The sequence below is a fragment of the Ruegeria sp. YKSF57 genome, from assembly GCF_059612585.1.
The window spans coordinates 1-21,147 of the sequence record NZ_JBXWQW010000060.1 but is presented as its reverse complement, the minus strand read 5'-3'; the positions used below and the strand labels follow the sequence as shown (position 1 = coordinate 21,147).

The 21,147-nt window shown below is 56.5% G+C and carries 20 protein-coding genes and 2 pseudogenes; 15 read left to right on the top strand and 7 right to left on the bottom strand.

Annotated elements, in window-relative coordinates; genetic code table 11:
• The 4 genes from repA to AC2FLX_RS19405 all read left to right on the top strand — a co-directional run.
• On the top strand, positions 1–1,111 hold a 1,111-nt coding region (gene repA / locus AC2FLX_RS19420; RefSeq protein ID WP_496875505.1), incomplete at its 5' end, for a plasmid partitioning protein RepA.
• The gene (repB, locus tag AC2FLX_RS19415) at positions 1,111–2,079 is read left to right on the top strand and encodes a plasmid partitioning protein RepB (RefSeq protein ID WP_480752145.1); all 969 of its coding nucleotides are present in this window, start codon (positions 1,111–1,113) and stop codon (positions 2,077–2,079) included. The genes repA and repB, both read left to right, overlap by 1 nt.
• Before the next feature lie 176 nt (positions 2,080–2,255).
• Complete coding sequence (locus tag AC2FLX_RS19410) at positions 2,256–3,311, top strand: helix-turn-helix domain-containing protein (protein ID WP_496811145.1); 1,056 nt, start codon at positions 2,256–2,258, stop codon at positions 3,309–3,311.
• 155 nt (positions 3,312–3,466) lie between these two features.
• Positions 3,467–4,576, top strand: coding sequence for a Fic family protein (locus AC2FLX_RS19405; protein ID WP_496875504.1), 1,110 nt, complete (start codon positions 3,467–3,469; stop codon positions 4,574–4,576).
• A 69-nt stretch (positions 4,577–4,645) separates the two neighbouring features.
• Here AC2FLX_RS19405 and AC2FLX_RS19400 read toward each other — a convergent pair.
• Positions 4,646–4,822, bottom strand: a pseudogene (locus AC2FLX_RS19400) (ATP-binding protein); the annotation flags it as partial.
• A 219-nt stretch (positions 4,823–5,041) separates the two neighbouring features.
• On the opposite strand from AC2FLX_RS19400, the gene AC2FLX_RS19395 reads away from it, so the two are divergent.
• The 6 genes from AC2FLX_RS19395 (at position 5,042) to AC2FLX_RS19370 (ending at position 11,648) form a co-directional block, all read left to right on the top strand.
• Positions 5,042–6,514, top strand: coding sequence for an amidase (locus AC2FLX_RS19395; protein ID WP_496811355.1), 1,473 nt, complete (start codon positions 5,042–5,044; stop codon positions 6,512–6,514).
• 89 nt (positions 6,515–6,603) lie between these two features.
• A complete protein-coding gene (locus tag AC2FLX_RS19390; protein ID WP_496747520.1) occupies positions 6,604–6,990 on the top strand; it encodes a hypothetical protein in 387 nt (128 codons plus the stop codon).
• A 91-nt stretch (positions 6,991–7,081) separates the two neighbouring features.
• Positions 7,082–8,089: a sugar ABC transporter substrate-binding protein gene (locus AC2FLX_RS19385; RefSeq protein ID WP_496747522.1), complete on the top strand. Its 1,008-nt coding sequence runs from the start codon at positions 7,082–7,084 to the stop codon at positions 8,087–8,089.
• Positions 8,090–8,115: 26 nt separating this feature from the next.
• A complete protein-coding gene (locus tag AC2FLX_RS19380) occupies positions 8,116–9,660 on the top strand; it encodes a sugar ABC transporter ATP-binding protein (RefSeq protein WP_496747523.1) in 1,545 nt (514 codons plus the stop codon).
• Positions 9,657–10,646 carry an ABC transporter permease gene (locus tag AC2FLX_RS19375; protein WP_496747525.1) on the top strand — a complete coding sequence of 330 codons (990 nt, stop codon included), beginning with the start codon at positions 9,657–9,659 and terminating at the stop codon, positions 10,644–10,646. The genes AC2FLX_RS19380 and AC2FLX_RS19375 overlap by 4 nt, the downstream gene beginning before the upstream one ends.
• Positions 10,647–10,715: 69 nt before the next feature.
• On the top strand, positions 10,716–11,648 hold the full coding sequence (locus AC2FLX_RS19370) for a LysR substrate-binding domain-containing protein (RefSeq protein ID WP_496811356.1): 933 nt from the start codon (positions 10,716–10,718) through the stop codon (positions 11,646–11,648).
• 529 nt (positions 11,649–12,177) lie between these two features.
• On the opposite strand, the gene AC2FLX_RS19365 is transcribed toward AC2FLX_RS19370, so the two are convergent.
• From AC2FLX_RS19365 to AC2FLX_RS19355, 3 genes are all read right to left on the bottom strand, one after another.
• Positions 12,178–13,083: an ADP-ribosylglycohydrolase family protein gene (locus AC2FLX_RS19365; RefSeq protein ID WP_496808004.1), complete on the bottom strand. Its 906-nt coding sequence runs from the start codon at positions 13,081–13,083 to the stop codon at positions 12,178–12,180.
• A gap of 13 nt (positions 13,084–13,096) precedes the next feature.
• Positions 13,097–13,882, bottom strand: a complete 786-nt coding sequence (locus AC2FLX_RS19360; RefSeq protein ID WP_496747531.1) for an SDR family NAD(P)-dependent oxidoreductase — start codon at positions 13,880–13,882, stop codon at positions 13,097–13,099.
• Positions 13,883–14,002: 120 nt separating this feature from the next.
• Positions 14,003–14,464: an ester cyclase gene (locus AC2FLX_RS19355; protein ID WP_496747533.1), complete on the bottom strand. Its 462-nt coding sequence runs from the start codon at positions 14,462–14,464 to the stop codon at positions 14,003–14,005.
• 318 nt (positions 14,465–14,782) lie between these two features.
• On the opposite strand from AC2FLX_RS19355, the gene AC2FLX_RS19350 reads away from it, so the two are divergent.
• From AC2FLX_RS19350 to AC2FLX_RS19330, 5 genes are all read left to right on the top strand, one after another.
• Entirely contained in the window at positions 14,783–15,985 is a 1,203-nt protein-coding gene (locus tag AC2FLX_RS19350; protein ID WP_496811357.1) for an ABC transporter substrate-binding protein, read from the top strand.
• An 83-nt stretch (positions 15,986–16,068) separates the two neighbouring features.
• On the top strand, positions 16,069–16,797 hold the full coding sequence (locus AC2FLX_RS19345; protein WP_496747537.1) for an ABC transporter ATP-binding protein: 729 nt from the start codon (positions 16,069–16,071) through the stop codon (positions 16,795–16,797).
• Positions 16,790–17,464 (top strand): ABC transporter ATP-binding protein, encoded by a 675-nt coding sequence (locus tag AC2FLX_RS19340; RefSeq protein WP_496747539.1) that lies wholly within the window; start codon positions 16,790–16,792, stop codon positions 17,462–17,464. Before AC2FLX_RS19345 ends, AC2FLX_RS19340 begins: the two co-directional genes overlap by 8 nt.
• The gene (locus AC2FLX_RS19335; protein ID WP_496747541.1) at positions 17,461–18,333 is read left to right on the top strand and encodes a branched-chain amino acid ABC transporter permease; all 873 of its coding nucleotides are present in this window, start codon (positions 17,461–17,463) and stop codon (positions 18,331–18,333) included. The genes AC2FLX_RS19340 and AC2FLX_RS19335 overlap by 4 nt, the downstream gene beginning before the upstream one ends.
• Position 18,334: 1 nt before the next feature.
• Positions 18,335–19,327, top strand: a complete 993-nt coding sequence (locus tag AC2FLX_RS19330; protein ID WP_480752141.1) for a branched-chain amino acid ABC transporter permease — start codon at positions 18,335–18,337, stop codon at positions 19,325–19,327.
• Between the two features lie 29 nt (positions 19,328–19,356).
• On the opposite strand, the gene AC2FLX_RS19325 is transcribed toward AC2FLX_RS19330, so the two are convergent.
• From AC2FLX_RS19325 to glyA, 3 genes and pseudogenes are all read right to left on the bottom strand, one after another.
• The gene (locus AC2FLX_RS19325) at positions 19,357–19,539 is read right to left on the bottom strand and encodes a hypothetical protein (RefSeq protein WP_496747546.1); all 183 of its coding nucleotides are present in this window, start codon (positions 19,537–19,539) and stop codon (positions 19,357–19,359) included.
• Positions 19,540–19,743: 204 nt separating this feature from the next.
• A complete protein-coding gene (locus AC2FLX_RS19320; RefSeq protein WP_496811358.1) occupies positions 19,744–20,721 on the bottom strand; it encodes an HpcH/HpaI aldolase/citrate lyase family protein in 978 nt (325 codons plus the stop codon).
• 17 nt (positions 20,722–20,738) lie between these two features.
• Positions 20,739–21,147 (bottom strand): annotated as a pseudogene (gene glyA, locus AC2FLX_RS19315) (serine hydroxymethyltransferase); the annotation flags it as partial.

The following is a 21,147-nucleotide window of genomic DNA, read 5'->3' as shown; positions in this document are numbered from 1 at the left end:
GGCTATCCGGGAACATCTTCTTGCGGCTTTTGCCCCGGACAACACTAAATCACTACGCAACTTTGCAGCACCAGAAGCAGCCGAACTCTTAGGTGTCTCAGGTCAATTCATGCGCAAGGTCCACGTGGAAGGAACGATTCCTGAACCAAAGGACGTGCGCAGTGGACGACGTTACTATACCGCCCAAGAGCTCTGGGAAGCTCGCGAAACGCTTGAGAAGACCTCTCGCAAAAAGGGACGCTATATCCCCCGTCGGACTGAAGGAGAAAAACTCCAGGTCTGGCAGTTGATGAACTTCAAAGGTGGCAGCAGCAAGAGCACCACAACAGTTCACCTGGCACACTATTTTGCTCTTCGCGGTTACCGTGTTCTAGCCGTTGACCTGGATCCCCAAGGCTCGCTTACATCCATGTGCGGGATCAGCCCGGAAATAGAGTTTGACGGGCTGACGATTTACGACGCTATTCGATACGAAGATCCGGTTGATATGGCGGACGTTGTGCTTCCTACATACTTTCCTGGCCTGTCTGTGGCGCCGTCACGGCTTGTTCTATCGGAATTTGAGACAGAATCTGCCGTCCACTCCAACCCAGACCATCCGTTCTTTACGAGAATTAGAAATGCCCTGGCCCAGGTGGAAGGCGATTTTGACCTTGTGCTAATTGATAGCCCGCCTCAACTCGGGTTCTTGACAATAGCCGGCATGGCCGCCGCCAGTTCACTGCTTGTGCCACTGACACCGTCAATGCTTGACGTGTCTTCGACGGCTCAATTTCTCGAACTCGCCGGTGCCTATATGGCGGTTATCGAAGATGCCGGCGCCACTCTCGAATATGACAACTTCAAGTTCCTGATAACACGTGACGAACCAACCGACGTGCCATCTCAACAGCTGGCTTCGTTCATGCGAGCACTGTTTCAGGACAGAGTAATGTCAGCAACGGCGCTCAAGAGCACCGCAATCAGTGACGCCACAATGCTCAAACAATCAATTTACGAAGTTGTGCGGTCGGAAATGACACGCGCAACCTATGATCGGGCGAAGAACTCAATGGATGCGATCGGCTCCGAAGTCGAGCACATGATCCATCAGGCATGGGGACGCAGCTAATGGCTAGAAAATCGCTTCAAGAGATGTCGGGAATCGCTAACACCATTGCGCGCTCCAGCTCCAAAGCCATCGAAAAAGCACCAAGACCCAATGCCCCTGCCCTTGGTGCGCTTCAAGGGTCTCTCGCCGCAATCAGAGAAATTGACCCTGCACTTATCGACGATTGGGGGCCGGTCGACAGACTCGGTGAGTTTACAGCTGTAAACCCCGACGAAGAAGACGACAGCTTTGAGAGCTTGGTGTCAAGCATCCAGGACGGCGGCCAACAAGTTCCAATTCTCGTCAGAAGGTCCAAATCTGACGGTCGATACGAGGCAATATATGGCAGACGGAGGCTCAAGGCTTGTCGTGAACTCGGAATCAAGGTCCGGGCGAATGTTCAGGATATCGATGATGCATCAGCGTTGCTCGCCAAAGGGCTTGAAAACGCTGCGAGGCGTAACCTTTCCTTCTACGAAAAAGCGCGGTTCGCCGAGGCAATCCTGACTTCCGGGCATGACACTGCAACGGTAAGGCAAGTGCTGAACCTTACTAAATCGGGATTATCTCACCTGACAAAAGTTACGCAGCATGTTCCTGCACGGATTGGTGACCTGATCGGTGCAGCCCCAAAATCTGGTCGTCCAAAATGGACCACGCTCGCAGAACACTTTCATGCGGGCAAACTGTCGATGGATGAAGCTGCAAGCCTGCTAACATCCGTAGAACCATCGGTGTCGTCAGATGATCGGCTGGAATTGCTCCTGAAAGCAGCAACCAAACGCGGTGCGCGACAAAAAGAAGGTGTCGCCGAAGTCAGTCCAATCGAAGGCGTCACAATCAGATCCAGCAACGGCGCGCTGACTGTCTCTGTCAAAAGAGCGGGATCGAACGCAGGTTTCGCCGACTGGTTGGACAAAAACATGGCTGAAATCATCAAGCGCTCACACGCAGAGTTTACAGCTGTAAACACCAAGAAAAAGAACTGAGGCCGAGCAGAAAGGAGGAAGGCAAACAAGAAAACCCCCGAAACCGGAGTTTCGAGGGCTGCTGCGCAAAGCGCAATTCTTAGATTAGACACCTAGAATCTAGCAGCACCCGAATCGCCACACAAGAGAAAACACCTCTGGGTGAACAGGTTTTCTTTGTCTGCTGTCAGAAAATCATGAAAACACTATCAGCATTGGCTCCAAATGGAGCGACCTTGTCGGGAACGGCAGGGCAGGGGAATAGCACGCCCAAAAAATGGATACTTCTTCGCGCGGTTGAAGAGGCCAGAGAACCTCTTGGGTTAAAATCCACATCTCTCAATGTCCTGAGGGCAATGATTTCCTTCATGAGCGGGGATCAGATTTCTTCAGACCAGGATGATCACCATATCTGCTTCGCTTCCAACGCAGCCATCGCCAAACGAACTCATGTCAGCGTACAGACTGTTGAGCGCCATATTTCCGCACTGGTCGAGCTTGGACTAATCCGTCGCATCATGAGCGCAAACGGCAAACGTTGGGCTCGCCGGGATCGACAGGGCAGGGTGGTTACAGCAACAGGGCTGTCCCTAATGCCTTTGTCTGAAAGATATGCCGAGTTCATCCAGGAAGCTCAGAGACATGCTGATCGAGTTCTGGAGTTCACTGTACTCCGAGACAAGGTTTCGGCCGCTCTCGCGCGTCTCAGGGAACTGGTTGCAAACGACACCGCGATCTCTGATTTGATGACCACCGTACGCAATGCTCTGCGTCGCAAACCAGACGGGAATGTACTCAGCAGGTTGCTGGTAGAAATCTCTGTGGAAATCTCTGAGATAACACAGACAGATACAGAAAATTTGAGGGCCAGTGACAGTGAAATTGAGGGGCACAAAGAGGACTCTTTGAATACGGAAGTTAAGAAAGAAAAATTCTCTCAGATTCAAGTTTCTCCTGAACAAATGGAGCGTAGCTTTCCACGGTTGTGCTCAGAACTACGCTTTGCAAAAGATCAGCACCACTGTGATCGGATTATGGATGATATCGCAGACTATCTACGACTTGGCCAAACCTGGTATGCGATGAAAGCAACGTTTGGGCCAGCTATTCGTTTCATCGTTCTAGGATACATCTTTCAACGTGCTGAAAATATAAAGTCTCCAGGAGCTTATTTGATTTCATTGTTGGCTAAGATCGAAAAGGGAGAGCTGTCCCCAAAGGCAATGCTATCGCGAACCTCAAATAGCTCTTAGTTTTTGTGAAACAGGAAGAAATGTTTCGTCATCAGATTGCCCTTCCAATCGATGATCGGATTGAACAATTCCGGAAAATGTGAGCAATAGGATGGACCTCTATAAATCATAAACTCATATATCATGAGTTATAGACTGGATTATTATACCTCACCATGTGGAACTGGCAGAACCCCGACTGGCCGACATTCTGTTACGATGCCGCAAGACTTGAACCTTACGAGCAACAGTTCCTGTTGTCCTCCGGGGAAGTCCTTGGAGCAGTGCGCCATGTGAATACGTGGGATCAAGATCAATTGCGTATCGACCTTCTGAGCGAAGAGGCAATGAAAACCAGCGCGATCGAAGGTGAGATGCTGGATCGTCTCAGTGTTCAGTCTTCGTTGCGTCGGCATCTTGGGCTGGCTCCCGACAGCTATCCAACCAAACCGCGCGAGCAGGGGGTTTCTGAGATGATGGTGGATGTTTACTCCACCTATGCGGAGCCGCTTTCACACGACACTTTGTTTCGGTGGCACGACATGTTGCTATCGCATGACAGGCATCTGGAAACGATCGGAGCCTATCGGAGCCATGAGGATGCGACGCAAATCGTGTCAGGCCGATTCGATCGCCCAGCGGTGCATTTCGAAGCACCGCCTTCGTATCAGGTTCCAGCTGAAATGGACCAGTTCGTAAGCTGGTTCAATCGGACCGCACCAAGTGGTCCCGAACCATTGCGCGCACTGATCCGGGCCGGATTGAGCCATCTGTATTTCGAAAGCATTCACCCTTTTGAAGACGGCAATGGCCGGTTGGGCAGGGCGCTGGCTGAAAAGTCCCTGGCGCAAAACATTGGTCAGCCTAGCCTGATTGCTCTTGCTTTCGCGATCGAGCGAGATCGGAAGGCTTACTACGACCGGCTCGAACGCCATCAAAAGACGTTGGACGTCACACCATGGCTTGTCTGGTTTGCCGAAACTGTACTTAAAGCACAGCAGGTATCGCTTGCACGAGTTGGTTTCTTTATATCCAAGGCGCATTTCTACGACCGGCATCGTGATCAATTCAATGCCCGCCAAAGCAAGGTGATCGCCCGTTTGTTCAAAGCGGGACCGGATGGATTCAAAGGAGGGCTGAGCGCAGAGAACTATATCTCGATAACGGGAACGTCACGCGCCACTACGACGCGAGATCTACAGGATCTGGTGGAGAAGGGCGCTCTGACCCGCATGGGTGAGCTCCGGTACACACGCTATTGGTTAAAGCTGAACCGGGAAGGGTAGGCGCTGAATGTCAATCGGCATTCCTTATTGACCCCTCTGGTGCTAAGCAGGCTCGGTACTGCGTAATCTTCAACTGACGTGGTTGCAGCGGGCCTGCGGGGTTTCGGATTGGCGGTATGCGCCGTTCTGGAAACGCCAGCTTTCGTTGCCGGTCTCGACGATCTCGCAGTGATGGATAAGCCGATCGACGAGCGCGGTGGTCATCTTGGCATCTCCGAACACACTCGGCCATTCGCCAAAGGTCAGGAGAAGAAACAAATAGAAGTGCAGTTTCACTGCGTGTATATGTTCGGTATGAAACCGCGATAAGAAGTTATTATTAAATAACTATTTCTAATTCAAGTTTCTCGCTCACGTATTGGCTGAGCTTTTCTCAGTTGCTGGAAACCGAGGTTACGCAATTCTGTTTTCAAGCCAGACACTCGTCACATTCGGGTGATGGAACGAAAACGGGAGGAATTACTCGTGACTGATCTAGCTAAGCTCAGCGCAACGGAAACCGCATTGGCCATTCGGGAACGCCGCGTGTCGTCGGCTGAAGTGATGGAGGCCGCGATCGGCAGGATCGAAGCGGCAAATGACAAGCTGAACGCGTTTGTCTTTACTGCCTTTGATGAGGCGATGGACGGCGCTAAGGAAGCTGACGCAGCTGTCGCCCGTGGCGACGAGTTGGGCGCAATGCATGGCGTGCCCACCGCGATGAAGGATCTGTTTGACTTCAAGCCGGGCTGGCCAAGCACTCTGGGCGGTATTCCGCAGCTGAAAGACAACATCGCCGACATGAAATGCGGCTTTGTCAACAGCATGGAAAACGCCGGCGCGATCTTTGTCGGCAAGACTAACAGTCCCGCTCTGGGTTTTCGCGGCACCACTGATAATGTGGCCTTTGGTCCGACTTCGAACCCGTTCGACACAAGCCGCAACGCGGGTGGGTCTTCCGGGGGTTCAGCGGCGGCCGTAGCGGCAGGTTTGCTGCCCATGGCTGAGGGCACCGACGGCGGCGGCTCAATCCGCATTCCGGCGGCCTGGACCAACACAGTAGGGTACCGCGCCAGCGCTGGACGCACGCCCCTTCTGGTGCGCCCGAACGGTTTTGCCAATACGCTTCCCTACATCTTCGAGGGCACCATTACCCGCAATGTCGAGGACGCCATCGTGTCTCTGGGCATCTTGCAGGGAATGCACCCGGCTGATCCGAATTGCCACAACATGGTCAATGACTTCGCTGATGCGGGTCTGCGCGGCATCAAGGGAATGAAGATTGGCTTCAGCCCCAATCTGGACGTGTTCCCGATTGAAAACGAAGTCTCCGAGGTTATCGCCAATGCGGTCAAGGTCTTTGAACAGGCCGGGGCCGAAGTCGAAGAGATCAAGATCGGCCTGACCCGAGATCAGCATGAATACAGCGATATCTGGTGCCGTCTGTTCGTGCCAATCATGCGCCACGCCTTTGACGGCATGAAAGCCGGCGGGCTGGACCTGCTGTCCGAAGAACATCGCCACGGATTGCCGCCGGAACTACTGGACTGGGTGGAGCGTGTCGGCCCGAGCTACAGCGCCGATGACCTCTATCGCGATCTGTCGGTGCGGACCGAAGTGTTTGATGCCTATCAGGCCACCTTCGCCAAGTACGACCTGATCGCATCACCCACCGTGACGGCGATGCCGGTCAAGAACACGGATGATGGCAACACAAAAGGCCCATCCGAGATCAACGGCGTCAAGATTGATCCGCTGATCGGCTGGTGTCCTACCTTCCTTACCAACTTCACCGGTCATCCCTCGGTATCGGTGCCCGCAGGTCTGGGCACATCGGGTCTGCCGGTGGGTCTGCATATCGCGGGTCGCCGACAGGCTGATGGCGACGTGCTGGCTGCGGCAGCAGCGTTCGAACGTCTGCGCCCGTGGATGCAGCACTACGACCGCATCTCGCTTTAATTCGCAAGAACCTCCCTGGCCGGTGTCTTGCCCGCCCTGCGCAGCAGGGCGCCGGTCCCTTATTGTTCAAACCCAACAGGAGAAACCCGATGAAAACCACTTTGAAAGCACTCGCACTTTCGGCTGCAATGGTCGTGGGCGCTGCTACCACTGCCATGGCCGAAGCCCGCCCGATCACCGACGCTGTCATTGTTGAATACCTGGAATTCAATCTGGTCGATGGCGCCAACCCCGATGAGTTCCTGCGCGAAACGCTGGCCATGGACGAAGTTCTAGAAGGCTATGACGGCTTTGTCGCCCGCCACCTGGCCCGCAACACCGATGGGTCCTGGGTCGAAGTTGTCTATTGGACCTCGCTGGAAACTGCCGAAGCCGCGCTGCCGCGTTTTGTCGAAGACCCGCGCACCAAGGGCTTCCTGTCGCTGGTCGATGGGGACTCGCTGTCGGTGAAATATTCCAACGTCTTCGAATTTTAAGACCCTTTGGTGCGGTGCAGTTTCTGTGCCGCACCCACTAATAACTACTGTGAAAACCACACTTTTCCCCAACATAACGACAGGGATACTCATGAAAAACCTAGCCAGAAAATTCACCGCTAGCGTCGTGCTGGCTTCTTCCGTTGGCATGGCCAGCGCCGATGAGATCAAATCGGTCACAACCGAACAGGTTCGGTCCGCCGCCGCAGACGCTTGCGCCGATGGCACGGAGTACAAGGTGGCTTATAGCCATTCGGTATCCGAAGTGATCATTGTCAAACAGGTGCGCCGCTTTGCCACCGAACGCGCCGCTGATCTCGGTTGTGTAACGGTGCTGCACGACAACACGCAAGGCAACAATCTGGAACAGCAGATCAACGCGATCCAGGGCTGGATCACACTGGGCGTTGATGCCATCGTGGTATTGCCGATCGAACCCACCGCGCTGCAGCCGCTGCAACGTCAGGCCCAGGCACAGGGCATCAAATGGCTGACCTATCTGGGCCAGATGGAAGGCTCCGACGGATTTGTCGGCTTTGACCACGCCCAATCTGGTCAGATCGTGGCCAATGCCGCTGTCGACTGGGTCAAGGAAAACAATGTTGAAGATGCCAAGGCGCTGGTGACCACCCTGACACCGCTGCCGTCTCTCAGTCCGCGCTGGACCGAGGTGAAGCGGATCTTTGAAGAGAACGGTATCGAAGTGGTCGCCGAACAAGATGCCGCCGACCAGACCAACGGACTGCGCGTGACGGAAACGGTTCTGCAGCAGCACCCCGATCTGGATATCGTGATCGGCATGGCAGATGATGCCGCTGTTGGCGCGTTGCGCGCGATCAAGCTGGCGGGTGCGGACCCGGATGCGATGTTTGTGGCCGGTCAGGATGGCTCGGCCGAGGCGCTGACCGCGATCAAGGATGGCGGGGCCTACCGTGCCTCGGCTGCGATCCTGTTGAACGAGCTGGGTGCGAACATCGTCGATCAGGCGCTGAACGCGATACGCGGCAACGGCCCGGCCTTTGCTTACACGCCCACCGTTCTGGCCACCCATGACGATCAGGCGCTGCTGGATCAGCTGTTGGCGAATTTCGACAACTAAAGCCATCGTTGACGGGGAGAACACTCATGCGTCTTGAGGTTAAAGATCTGCGCAAATCCTACGGGCCGGTGAATGTGCTCAAAGGCGTGGATCTGACGGTTGAAGGGGGTCAGGTTCTGGCCTTCCTCGGTGCCAACGGAGCCGGTAAGTCCACGCTGCTGAATTGTGTCAGCGGGGCTCAGGACGCAGACACAGGGGATATCCTTGTCGAAGGCGCCTCGCTGCGGGGATTTACGCCCCGACAGGTTCAGGATCTGGGCATTGCGATCATCTATCAGCATTTCCAGGTCTTCGAAGGTTTGAGCGTGGCCGAGAATATCTTTCTCGGCCACGAAATCCGGCGCGGCGGCCTTGTGGATCGCCGCTCCCAGAACGCACAGGCGCAGGAATTGCTGACCCGTCTGGGTGTTGATGATATCGACCCGCGCAGCGATCTGGGAACTTTGGGTGTCGGCGAGCGCAAGGTGGTGGAAATCGCACGCGCGCTGCGGTTGAAACCTAAATTCCTGATCCTTGATGAACCCACGGCGTCTTTATCGGACCGCGAGGCCAAGGCATTGCACGAGGTGATCCGCCAAGCGGTGGCCAGTGATGGGATCGGCGTGATTTATGTGACGCATTTCCTGGACGAAATCCCCAAGATTGCCGACCGTATCACCATCCTGCGTGATGGTCGCATCCTTTGGACCAAACCGGTAGATGAGGTCTCGATTGCGGACATGACCGACGCGATCTCGCCTGATGCGCTGGTGACGGGTCTCGAGAAAATCCCGTTTCAGGCGGAAGGCTCCGAGGTGTTGCGCCTGAGGGAACTGGAAACCAGCTTTGTCGGGCCGATCAGTGTGGGTCTGCATCCGGGTGAGGTGTTGGGCATATACGGGTTAATGGGGGCAGGGCGTACCGAATTGCTGGAATGCCTGTCAGGTGCGACCCGCCAATCAGGCGGTGCGCTTGAGTTCAACGGGAAAATCCGCCATTTCCGCACCCCGCGTGAGGCTCTGGAGCAGGGCATTGCCTTGGTTGCCAGCGACCGCAAGGAACAAAGCCTGTTTGCCAGCTTTTCCGCTGTGGAAAACTTGCTTGTTCCCCATTTGGGCCGCGCTCCCATGCCAAGGCTGCTACGCAATTTCAGCCGCGAAGGGATTGAGTTCGAACGAGCCGCACGCCGCCTGAACATCCACCCCCCAAACCCGCGTATGCAGGGGCAACGGTTCAGTGGCGGCAATGCCCAGAAGATCATGGTAGGCCGTTGGCTGGTCGATGGGGTCGGACTGAAGCTGCTGCTATTGGATGAACCAACACAAGGCGTGGATATCGGTGCGCGGCACGAGCTGTATGAGGCTTTGGCTGCTGTGAAGCGCTTGGGGACAACAATCATCATCGCCAGCTCGGACGCGACCGAGATTTGTCATCTTGCGGATCGGGTTATGGTTCTGGGCCGGGGCCAGCAAGTGGCGCTGATCGACAACCCGCATGACGAAGAAACGCTGATCGAACTGGCCCACAAGGCCGAACATGGAACACAAGACGGCGCATCTGAAGCCGCAAGCCAGATGGAATTTACGCAATGACCGATACAGGACTGACAAGAGGCGTAGCGGGGGCTGCGACGAACAACAAGAAGGACCGCGATTGGTTCGAACTGGCGGTTGCGGCGTCGCTGCCGGTGGCCATCGCCCTGCTGGCGCTGTTTTTCTATATCAAGGTGCCGGTGTTCATGACCGTGAACAACTGGATCGCAATCTCGGTGCAGGTTTCGGCTCTGATGACAATCTCGATCCCCTTCGCCCTGCTCTTGATGGCGGGCAAGATTGACTTATCGGTTGGATCAACGCTGGCACTGTGCGGCGTGGTGGCAGGGTTGTGTTTTGAACCGTTAGGTATCGCCGGCGCGGTGCTGGTGACGCTTTTGATTGGGACAATTGTGGGCACGATCAACGGAATGATGGTGTCTTCCATCGGAATGTCACCGATTATTGTGACCTTGGGCACCCTGACACTGATTAGGGGCCTTGCACAATGGTTGGCACCAAACCCGATCTTTGGTTTCCCCGAAGAGTTTCTGGTTATCGGCTACGAGCGCGTTTTGGGCCTGCCAATTCTGACCTGGATCATGTTGGCCGTTATCGGTCTGGGCGTCGGTGTCATGTCCTTGCTACCCATCGGACCGCAGATCGTAGCCCTTGGCGTGAATCAGCGCGCAGCGTTTCTGGTTGGCCTGCGGGTCAAGGTGATCGGAGTTGGGCTGTATGCAATGACCGGTTTTTTTGTCGCGGTGGCGGCATTGATGAGTATATCGCGCATTAACTCGGCTCCGGCAGGGACGTTGGGCATCGGAGTGGAACTGAGCGTTCTAACGGCCGTACTTCTAGGAGGTATCCCGTTTACAGGTGGCAAGGGATCGGTTTTGCGCGTGGTATTGGGGGTCTGGCTATTGGGCATGTTGTCGAACGGGCTAATTCTCATGAATGTCCCAACTGAGCTGAGTCTAATGACAACGGGCCTCGTTCTGATTGTGGCGGCTGGGCTGGATGTCTTGCGCGCGCAACGAAGCTGATCCCATACTTGCCAAGAATGACCCCCTCCGCTGTCGGAGGGGTGTCGCGTATTCAGAGGATGTGGAACCGTGAAGAGATTACCGCCTCTGACAAGCCTGCAGGCGTTCGAGGCCGTGGCACGGCATATGAGCATCAAGCTGGCAGCCGAAGAACTTCTGCTGACCCCGACCGCTATTAGCCATCGATTGAAAACGCTTGAGACGCAACTGGGCGCGCAATTGTTCCACCGGTTGACCCGCTCGCTCAAGTTGACGCCAGAAGGTGAGATGCTGCGCCCCTTTGTGACCGATGCATTTCGCAACCTCAATCTGGGCATCGCACAACTGAGCACTGACGAGGTCGAGGGCGAGTTGATCGTGACAACCACGCGGTCCTTTGCCTGGAGTTGGTTAAGCCCGCGCCTGCCCAAGTTTAGCCGGCTGTATCCGCAGCTGGAGGTCAAGGTGATCGCCTCGGACACGGTTCTGGATTTTGCGCGGTTCAGCGTCGATATATCTATAAGATACACGGACAATCCCGACCCCGAGGAGCACGCCGCCTGGGTGTTGGACGATTTTGTAACGCCGATCTGTTCGAAACAGATGGAGCACAAGATCAAAACCCCCGAAGATCTGCTGAACCAAGATCTGGTGGAATATGAATGGCTGGGCTTTGACACGGGTGATCCGAACTGGCAGGCTTGGTTCAAATCCGTGGGATTGGATGGGTCCAAAGTGAAACCCATTGCCAATTTCAGTGACGAGATCATGTGCATTGAGGCTGCAATGGATAGCAAGGCCGCTGCGTTGGTCAGCGTCATAGCTGCCTCGCGCGAGATTGAACGTGGTCGAATTGCTGCCCCCCTGCCATTTGTACTGCGGGACCGCAGCTATTTTCTTGTTTGCCCGATGGAGCGGGCAAAATCCGCGAAAGTACGAGCGTTTCAGGATTGGCTGCTTAATGAGGCGGATGTATTTCGTGACAGTGCCTATGGCTTGAAGTTTATTCCGCAAGGCGGCTGATGATTCGTCTCTTGGAACGCCAATTCAGCGAAAACCCGCAGAAACACCAGTTATTTGCCGCACCAACCGACCGTGTTGCATGGAACAGGATTGAGACGAGATTTCCCAAACCCCATCGTTTCAGCGGACGCTTATACTTCGCGCCACCGAGAGATGTCATGCGGTTGAATGCCCTCGAAGCTATTTTCGCTTCGGCGGTTTGACAGTCGAAATCACGTGATTGCAAGCGATCACCGATAAGTTGTTTCCATCTGCCGATCTGGGCTTAAACCCGTGATCGTTGATGGTATTCCGTCTCAGTTTGTCAGTTCAATCTGCCCTCTTGAGCAATGGCGGCGATGTGTCGATTACGCTGTGCATTCTCGCCGCGACAAGTTTCCCAAGGCAAAGAACCGGGTCGCGAACTGCTCGGATTGCAACGAATGTCTCCCGCGGCGGTCAGGCGGCTACTCCGATCTGGCAATCGAGATTTTACTGCTGGAGAAGGGGATATGTCCGGGCCCCTTGAAGTGGTCCCGGACACTCAATGTCAAAGGCCCAACTGGTCCATCAGGCATTGAACTCTGGATTTATTGTTTAGGCGATCCAGCCAATCCTGAGGCACACCGTACAAGGCCCCGCACACCGCACCTAGCAGAAGGGCCCGGCCACAACTGTCGCCGCCGGACAGGATGTTGGTTCGAATGGCATCTTTGTAGGACTTCGAAGTCAATAGGTTGTGCAATACGCTGGGCACGCCGCTTTCCAGTTCACATGCCAGACCAAGTTCGGCGGTCAGTTCCTGGTTGCTGCGATCGGTAGAGGCACGGGCCAGTTCCAGTCTGGACAGGATATCGGCATCCGCTGCAGCCATCGCGGCATCGACGATATCGCTGGCTGATCCGCCATCACGCGCCGAGACCAGCATTGCCGTGGCGACGGCTCCGTATTTTTCCGCCGCATGCGATACATTGGTCGTGCGTACCGCATCCGACGCGCGGCCTTCCAATCCTGCCGCCACCAGCGCGGGCAGTTTGGCGATGGCTGGCAGTTGCACGTCATTTGCTCCGCAAGGCGTGTCCAACGCTTTACCCGCAAGATTTTCCAGCGTTTCACGGGTAGCATGGTCGATATAGCCGACAAATGTACCACCATAGCCGAAATGCGCCACGAAGGCCGCGTTATAGGCTTTTTGGTCATAAGTACCACCAGACTGGGCCAGCGCACTCAAAAGAACCATCAACTGTTCACCATACTGCGTTAAGTCGCCAGGCTGCTTCAGCGGGTGTGCGAAGTATGCTGGAACGCCGTCGAAATCCTGGGCCGTGGTGGCGCAGAATTCGGGATTGTCACCGCCCAGCTCGACGATCCGGGGCTGATCATAGAGCCAATGCAACCCCAGCGAGGCAGCATCCGCGACCAGCGCACCGGTTACGAGATTTCGATTTGTTGTCATCGCCTTGGCTCCATTATCCCTGGACCGCGCCGCGGTCCGCGTTCAGTTTCTGTCCGGTGATATTTGCCGCCAAGGGCGAGGCCAAGTAAAGATAGCTCAAGGCAACGTCATTTGCCTTTTGCACGCCGGGCAGGGATTGGCTGGCGCTGATCTCGCCTTCGATGATCTCTTCGGACACGCCACGATCCTTCGCCATCTCCCGCAGGGTGTTGAGCGCGGGGCCAGTCAGGACCCAGCCGGGGCAGACGGCGTTAACGCGAATGCCCTTTGGCCCCAGCTCTTTCGCCATCACGCGCATGAAGCCGATATTTGCGTGTTTTGACGAGATATAGGCGCTGAGGTCCGGTTCGGCGGTCGTGCCCCAGATCGAGGCTGTGATGATGATCCGCCCACCCTGACCCATCAGCGGTACCGCTGCGCGGGTAGTTAGGTAAGTGCCGTTTACGTTGATGTCGATCACGCGGCGAAAGCGGGCCTCGGCCTCATCGCTTTGGTCGCTGATCGGGGTGACGTCTTCCAGACCGGCATTGGCAACGAACACATCCAGCGCGGGGATTTGCGAAAACACCTCTTTCACGCGGGCGCCGTTGGTGATGTCGCAGATCCAGCCGGTGACATTGCGCCCGGTCTCCTGCGCCAGATCGCGGGCGACCTGATTGATTTCCTCTCCTTGGGACAGGATGTGCAGATCGGCCCCATGCAGCGCAAATGCGCGGGCCACACCAAGGCCGATGCCACGGCTTGCGCCTGTCACCATCACTGTTTGGTCGGTGAAATCGAGGCCGGAAATCAGTTCCATATCAGGTCTCCTGAAGCAGATGAACGGGTCGCGTCCGAGTTTGGGTCATTGCAACGCCAAAAGGTCAGGTACCCGCGTACCTGACCGTATTGAGCGGTGGATCGAAGGTGCCGCGCGGGCTCACTTTTCTTTGCCGTCGACGCCTGCGATGTTCAGATGGGGCAGGGGCATGACGCCCAGCTGGAAGAACAGGCCCAGCGTGTCTTCGTGATAAAGGTAATCCGTCACTTTGCCGTTCTCGTCGAACTTGAACCATTCGGCGCCATAGATGTCGACTTTGCGGCCTGTACCGGGGACGCCATAGAAATCACCGGAATGCGTGCCACGCAGGCGGAAGCGCGACATGACGGTGTTACCGTCAGCGACCAGGTCAATCGCGTCTTCGTGGATGTCGGGGAAGGCTTCGCGCCAGAAGGCGACCAGCTTTTTGAACCCGTCACGGCCCGAGGGCCACCCATCCAGCAGAAGACCATGACGCACATCTTCGTTGAATATCTCGTCAACGCGCACCATGTCGTTCTTGTTCCAGCAAGTGGCGTAGATGTCAGCCACCGTTGCCTTGTTGCGCTCTTGATCAGTCATTGTTGCTCTCCGGTAGGTAAATCTATTGCCCAACGGAATGTGGCAACTGGACCTTACTAATGTCACCCGATGAAACCTCAGGTCTTGGCTGAAGAGATTTCAGTCAAGGCGCGGACAAACTTGCCCCTATGAAAATGACAACGCCGTTCAAGCGCCTGATTCCAGCGTGCCGAGGGGTGTCAGTCTGGCCGCATGATGCGGCTGAACTTTCATAGGGTGACGGAACCGGGATGCAGATCGCGGGGCTGGGAAAGGTCAAAGAACAAGCGCCTTCCGCGTCGTCGCCCAACGCAACCTGTTCCAATCGGGAGGGACAAAATGGCAACGACTTTTCTGAAATCCACCCTGGGTGCGATGGCTTTTGGCGCCAGTGGAACCTTGGCGATGGCCGACACCATTTCGCTGGGCGCGCCAATTCCGCTGACCGGGTATTTCGCCGCTGATGGCGAGACGATGGAGCAGGCGATCAACCTGGCCGTGGGCGAGATCAACGCCGAAGGGGGCTTGTTGGGCAACCAGATCGAAGTGGTCACATTTGACATCGGTGACCTGACGCCGGACAAACTGGCCGCTGCTGCGGCCAACCTGATCGAGCGTGGCGGCGTCAGCGCCCTGATCAACGGCTATGGTGGCATGGGCCCAGACATACCGGCCTTCTGCCCTTATGGCATTCCCTATATCCACAATGACGCGGTTGCCGGGGTGATCGACCTGGCCGAGCGGATGAGCTGCAAAGCGATCTTCAACGCGTCGGATATCGACCTGAACTATGGTAAAGCCCAGTTCGACATGATGATGACCACCGGTCATAGTTTTGAGACCAAGCGCCTGGCCATCGTGCACGGCGATTTCGAATGGGACATCAACAACGCCAGATCCATGGCCGAAGCTGCCGAAGCCGCAGGTTGGGAAGTGGTTTACATTCAGGAAGTACCCTATGACACCGTGGAATGGACCGGCATCCAGAGCCAGATCCGCGAAGCGCAGCCTTCGCTGATCCATCTTGAGGCGCTTGAACCTGCCGTGGCCACTACCTTCCTGTCGCAATACAAGGAAAACCCCTCGGGTGATGTGCTTCTGAATGTGGGCTATATCGGGGCCACCACCGGTCTGGATGACGTAATCGCGCAAGGTCAGGCCGAAGGTCTGCTGTCGTTTACCCTGAATGCGCATCAGGACAACGACGCCGGCAATGCCTTTGTGGAACGCTGGGAAGCCGCCTATGGGTTCGAACCTTCGGTTAGCCTGGCGGCAGCTGTTTATGACATGGTTTACATGTGGGCCGCCGCAGTTGAGCAGGTGGGCGATGCGTCGGATTATGACGCAGTTGCCGACGCGATCCGATCAATGAAATACGAGGGTCTGGTTGGCACCTTTGATTTCAACGACCGCAACTTCATCAACAACGGATCCGACACGCAACCCGCACAGCTGTTCCAGGTGCAGAACGGCGAGCGTGTGCGCCTGGTTGTTGGCGACCAGAAGGTCGGCGAAATCGCACAGCCATCCTGGATCAATTAACACTCCCCAACTGGCTGCGCCTCCGCATTTGCGACGGGCGCGGCATTTTCTCTTTTTCATGGATCAGCACAGGAATACGCTGCATGACGCAAATGTCGCTGGAAAATGTCACGATGCAGTTCGGACCGTTCCGGGCGCTGACCGACATGTCATTTCATATCGAGCGGGGGGAGATTTTGGGTGTGGCCGGGCCGAACGGGGCCGGCAAATCGACTTTGATGAATGTTTGCACCGGCGGTCTGCGGTCCACGGCCGGGCAGGTCATCTTCAACGGCCAGGATATCACTCGGCTCAAGCGGCATCAGCGCTGCGGGTTGGGCATCGCGCAAACCTTTCAGATCCCGACGCTGCTATCGTCTGTTTCGGTAGGGGAGAACCTGTTGGCCGGAAACGTGTTCGGACTGGAGGCGCGCGGCGGCGGTCCCGGCATCGCTATGGACGAAATCCTGTTCCTGACCCAACTCGAAGATCATCTGAATTTGCCAGCGGCACAAGCCAATCTGCTGACCCGCAAGCGGATCATGCTGGGCGCGGCGCTGGCAACAGGCCCCGAGATCATATTTATGGACGAACCTCTGGGCGGTCTGAACACCGAGGAAATCGTCGAGTTCCTGCAAGTCATCCGTCACGTGCGCGAAGAACTGAGTATCACCATCGTAATGGTTGAACACAAGACGCGCGCGCTTGCCGAAATCGCGGATCGGGTGCTGATCATCAACTTTGGCGAATTCGTCATGCTCGACACCCCGCAGGTCGTTCTGAATGACGACCATGTGGTCGAGATCTATCTGGGAAAGAAACACGATGCTTGAGGTTGAGTGCGTCAACGCCTTTTACGACGACTTCCACGTGTTGCATGATGCGTCGCTGCGCGTTGACAAAGGCGAACTGGTGGCCGTGGTGGGGGCCAACGGGCATGGCAAAAGCACATTGCTCAAGGCGATTTGCGGACTCACGCCGGTAAAATCGGGCCAGATCCGATTTGAAGGCAGCGACATTGCCGGGTGCAAGGCCCCACATCTGGTCGGGCAGGGGTTGGTTTACGTGGCTGAGGACCGTCGCCTGTTTCCCGACATGACCGTTCTCGAAAACCTGCAGCTGGGGGCCTATCTGTCCGGCGCTCGCGCGCAGGAGGCGCAAAACCTCGACCGTGTCTTTACCCTGTATCCCCGTTTGGCCGAGCGCCGCAAACAGCTGTGCCGTTCGCTTTCGGGCGGTGAAGCGCAGATGGTTGCGTTGGGGCGTGGTCTGATGTCGAACCCGACACTGATTGCAATTGATGAGCCTTCTTTGGGTCTGGCACCGAACTTGACCGAGATGATGCTGAGGACCGTCTCGCAACTGAACAAGGACGGCCTGACTGTCCTGATCGTGGAACAAAGCCTCGCCCTGCTCAAGGGCATGATCGATCGGGTCTATTCGATCGAAGAGGGCATCGTGCGCGAAGCCAGTGCCGACAACATGCAGGAAGTGCTATGACGCAGATACTCGAAATTCTGATCAGCGGCATCACCCAGGGCGCGGTCTATTGCGTCGTGGCCGTTGGATTGTCTTTGGTCTATGGTGCGTCGCGCATTCTGAACTTTGCCCATGGGTCGCTCTATTCGCTAGGCGGGTTTCTGGCCTGGTATCTGGTCGCGGGTGGGCCAGGCCTGCCACTGTGGCTGGCATTTCCTCTGGTGCTGCCAGTGCTGGCGCTGACCGGCGTAGCGATTGAACGGGCCATCATCCGGCCTCTGCGCGGATCTGATAACTGGAAGATCAACACCATCATGGTGACGCTGGGTCTGGCGTTTATTATCGAAAACGGGTTGCAGCTGGTTTTCGGCCCCGGAACCCGCACCATCGCGCCCTTCGTCGAAGGTTCTCTGAGTATCGGCGGTATCACCATCACCTGGTACAAGCTGTCGATCTTTGTGATCTCGCTGGCGCTTGTTGGGGCGCTGGAGCTGTTTCTCTCGGCAAGCCGCTATGGTCAGGCTGTGCGCGCGGTCAGTCAAGACATGCAGGGCGCCAATCAGGTCGGTATCAACGTCAATCAGGTGTTTTCCACCACCTTTGCCTTGTCCGTGGTTCTCACAGGTGTGGCGGGTATCCTGCTTGCCCCGGTCTTTCTGGTCTCGCCCCTAGGTGGATGGGCGCCATTCCTCAAGGCCTTTGTGATCGTCGTTCTGGGCGGTCTGGGTAGCACCAAAGGGGCATTTGTCGCGGCCTTCATCCTGGCCGTACTCGAAGCCTTTGTCATTTTCTATATCGGTCCAAGCTGGGCCATGCCGGCCTGGCTGTTGATGCTGATCGTTGTCTTGATGGTCCGTCCCAAAGGTCTGTTCGGCGTGTGGGAGAACTGAGATGTCCGAGAAAGTTAACGCGACCCTTGCCAAAATACCGTCGGTCTTCACCGGCACCGGGCTCAAGCGCGACTCGATGGTCTTTTGGGCTGTCGTGGCCGGGCTGGCCGTGTTGGGCGGGGTGATCGGCGACAGCTATGTCCACCACATACTGATTCTGGTGTTCATCTGGTGCATCGTGATCGCCAGCTGGGATCTGATCCTGGGTTATGCCGGTATTTTCAACTATGCGCAGCTGGTGTTTTTTACCTTCGGGGCCTACGGCTCGGCCATGCTGTCGATCTATGCGGGGCTGACGCCGTTGTTGGCGATTGTGGCTGCAGCCGGGATCGGAGCGGTGATCGGTCTGATCGTGGCGGTTCCCAGCCTGCGGCTGAAGGGCGAATATGTGGCGTTGTTCACCTTTGCTGTGCATCTGGCGCTGCCACCGTTGATCCAGCAGGGCAAGGCCATCGGCATGGGCGGCAATACCGGCCTGCTGGGCATCCCTTGGCTGAATCTGTTTGGGTATCAGGTCTCCTCAATCGACAAGCTGACTTGGTATTGGGTGGCACTGGCCTTTGGGGCTGTCTGCGTCTACCTGATCTATTTCATCGTACTGCGCGGGCGTATGGGGTTGGCATTTATCGCGATGCGCGATGCTGACACCTTTGCGCAGGCGATCGGGGTCAACGAGTATAAATACAAGATGCTGGCCTTTGTCGTATCTGCCGTTTTCACTGCCGTGGCGGGTGGTCTTTATGCCCACTACACCAGCGTGGTGACGCCTAAGGTGCTGGGAACCGAGTTCTTTCTGATGGCGATGGTCATGCTGGCCATAGGCGGAATGGGCCAGTTCCCGGGTGCGGTGCTGGGTGTCTTCATTGTGGTGATCGGCAACGAACTGCTGCGCAGCTTTGACGATTACCGCCTGTTGCTGCTGGGTGTGGCCGTGGTGCTGACGGTGATCTTTCTGCCCAATGGCGTGGCTGGTCTGTTTCACAAACGCAACTAAAACGGGCCTGCCCTGTTTACAGGGTAGGTTCACTCAAAGAATTCGCGGCCATAGTCGCTGTCGCGGAATTGATCCGCCTGATCCAGAAGCCAGTTCTGAAATACCTCGATCTTAGATTTGCGCGCTGCGGAATGCGGGCAAACCAGATAACGGCTTTTGTGCTTGATCTTGGCGGTTCTGTTGATGGCGTGGATGCCACCGCCTGACGGCATCGCAATGTGCCAATGTGATGTTGCTCCGCTGACTTGGTGTTGACGCAAAGGCTGCCGTGCCACCAAGTTGTGGCCGATTTGGGTGAAACCGGCAAATGTCTCGGCAAAGCCACGGGCAAATACCGGCCCGCTTCTTGACCATTCAGGTGACCTGGACCTTCGGGGTCATTCAGCGGCCCAGGCATTTGCCCGGAAATGGCCGGATCAGGCGGCAGCGATCTGACGCGCCTTTTCTACCATGACTTCGGCCTGGCGGATCGAGGCATAGTCGATCAGACGGCCGTCCAGGGATACTGCACCCTTTCCGGCTGTCTCGGCTTCGGCCATTGCCACAAGAATACGCTGTGCTTTTGTCACTTCGGCGTCACTGGGCGACATCACTTCGTTGGCCAGGGCGATCTGACTTGGGTGGATGGCCCACTTACCTTCGCATCCCAAAACGGCCGCACGTTTGGCCGCAGCCCTGTACCCATCGGGATCCTGAAAATCGCCAAAAGGGCCATCGATTGGGCGAAGTCCGTTGGCGCGGGCTGCGACCACCATACGGGCCAGCGCATAGTGCCACATATCGCCCCAATGTGTCGCCCGGTTGGCCCCGGCATCCGGATCGGTCAGTACCGAATAGTCAGGATTGACACCGCCAATGATCGTTGTCCGCGCGCGCGTGGACGCGGCATAGTCCGCCACTCCGAAATGCAGACTTTCGTTGCGTTTCGAGGCCGCGGCGATTTCACTGACATTCTGCATGCCCAACGCCGTTTCGATGATGTGCTCGAACCCGATACGCTTCTTGTATCCTTTTGCATCCTCGATCTGTGTTACCATCATGTCGACGGCATAGACATCGGCTGCTGTGCCTACTTTAGGGATCATGATCAGGTCCAGACGTTCCCCTGCCTGTTCCACAACGTCGACCACGTCGCGGTACATATAGTGCGTGTCCAGCCCGTTGATGCGAACCGACATGGTCTTGTTGCCCCAGTCGATGTCGTTCAAAGCCTGAATGATGTTCCTGCGTGCCTGTTCTTTCTCGTCGGGTGCGACGGCGTCTTCCAGATCCAGAAAGATCACATCGACATCGGATTTTGCGGCTTTCTCGAACATGCCGGGTTGGCTGCCGGGAACGGCCAGTTCGCTGCGATTGAGACGCGCGGGCGCCTGTTCGATGGAATGAAAACTCATGATTAGACGTCCTTGGTTCAGAGGTTCGGGTATAGTGGGAATCGGGCGCAGAGGTCTGCGACTTCGGCGCGGACCTTGGCTTCGACTTCGCCGTTGCCGTCCGGGCCGTTGGCGGCCAGGCCGTCGACCACTTCGACGATCCAGTCGGCGATCTGGCGGAACTCTGTCTCGCCGAAGCCGCGGGTGGTGCCGGCGGGGGTGCCCAGGCGGATGCCCGAGGTGACGGTCGGCTTTTCCGGGTCGAACGGGATGCCGTTCTTGTTGGTGGTGATATGCGCCCGGCCCAGGGCGGCGTCGGTGATGTTGCCGGTCACTTTCTTGGGCCGCAGGTCGACCAGCATCACATGGGTGTCGGTGCCGCCGGTGACGATATCCAGCCCGCCTTTGATCAGCTGATCGGCCAGCGCGTCGGCATTCTTGCGCACC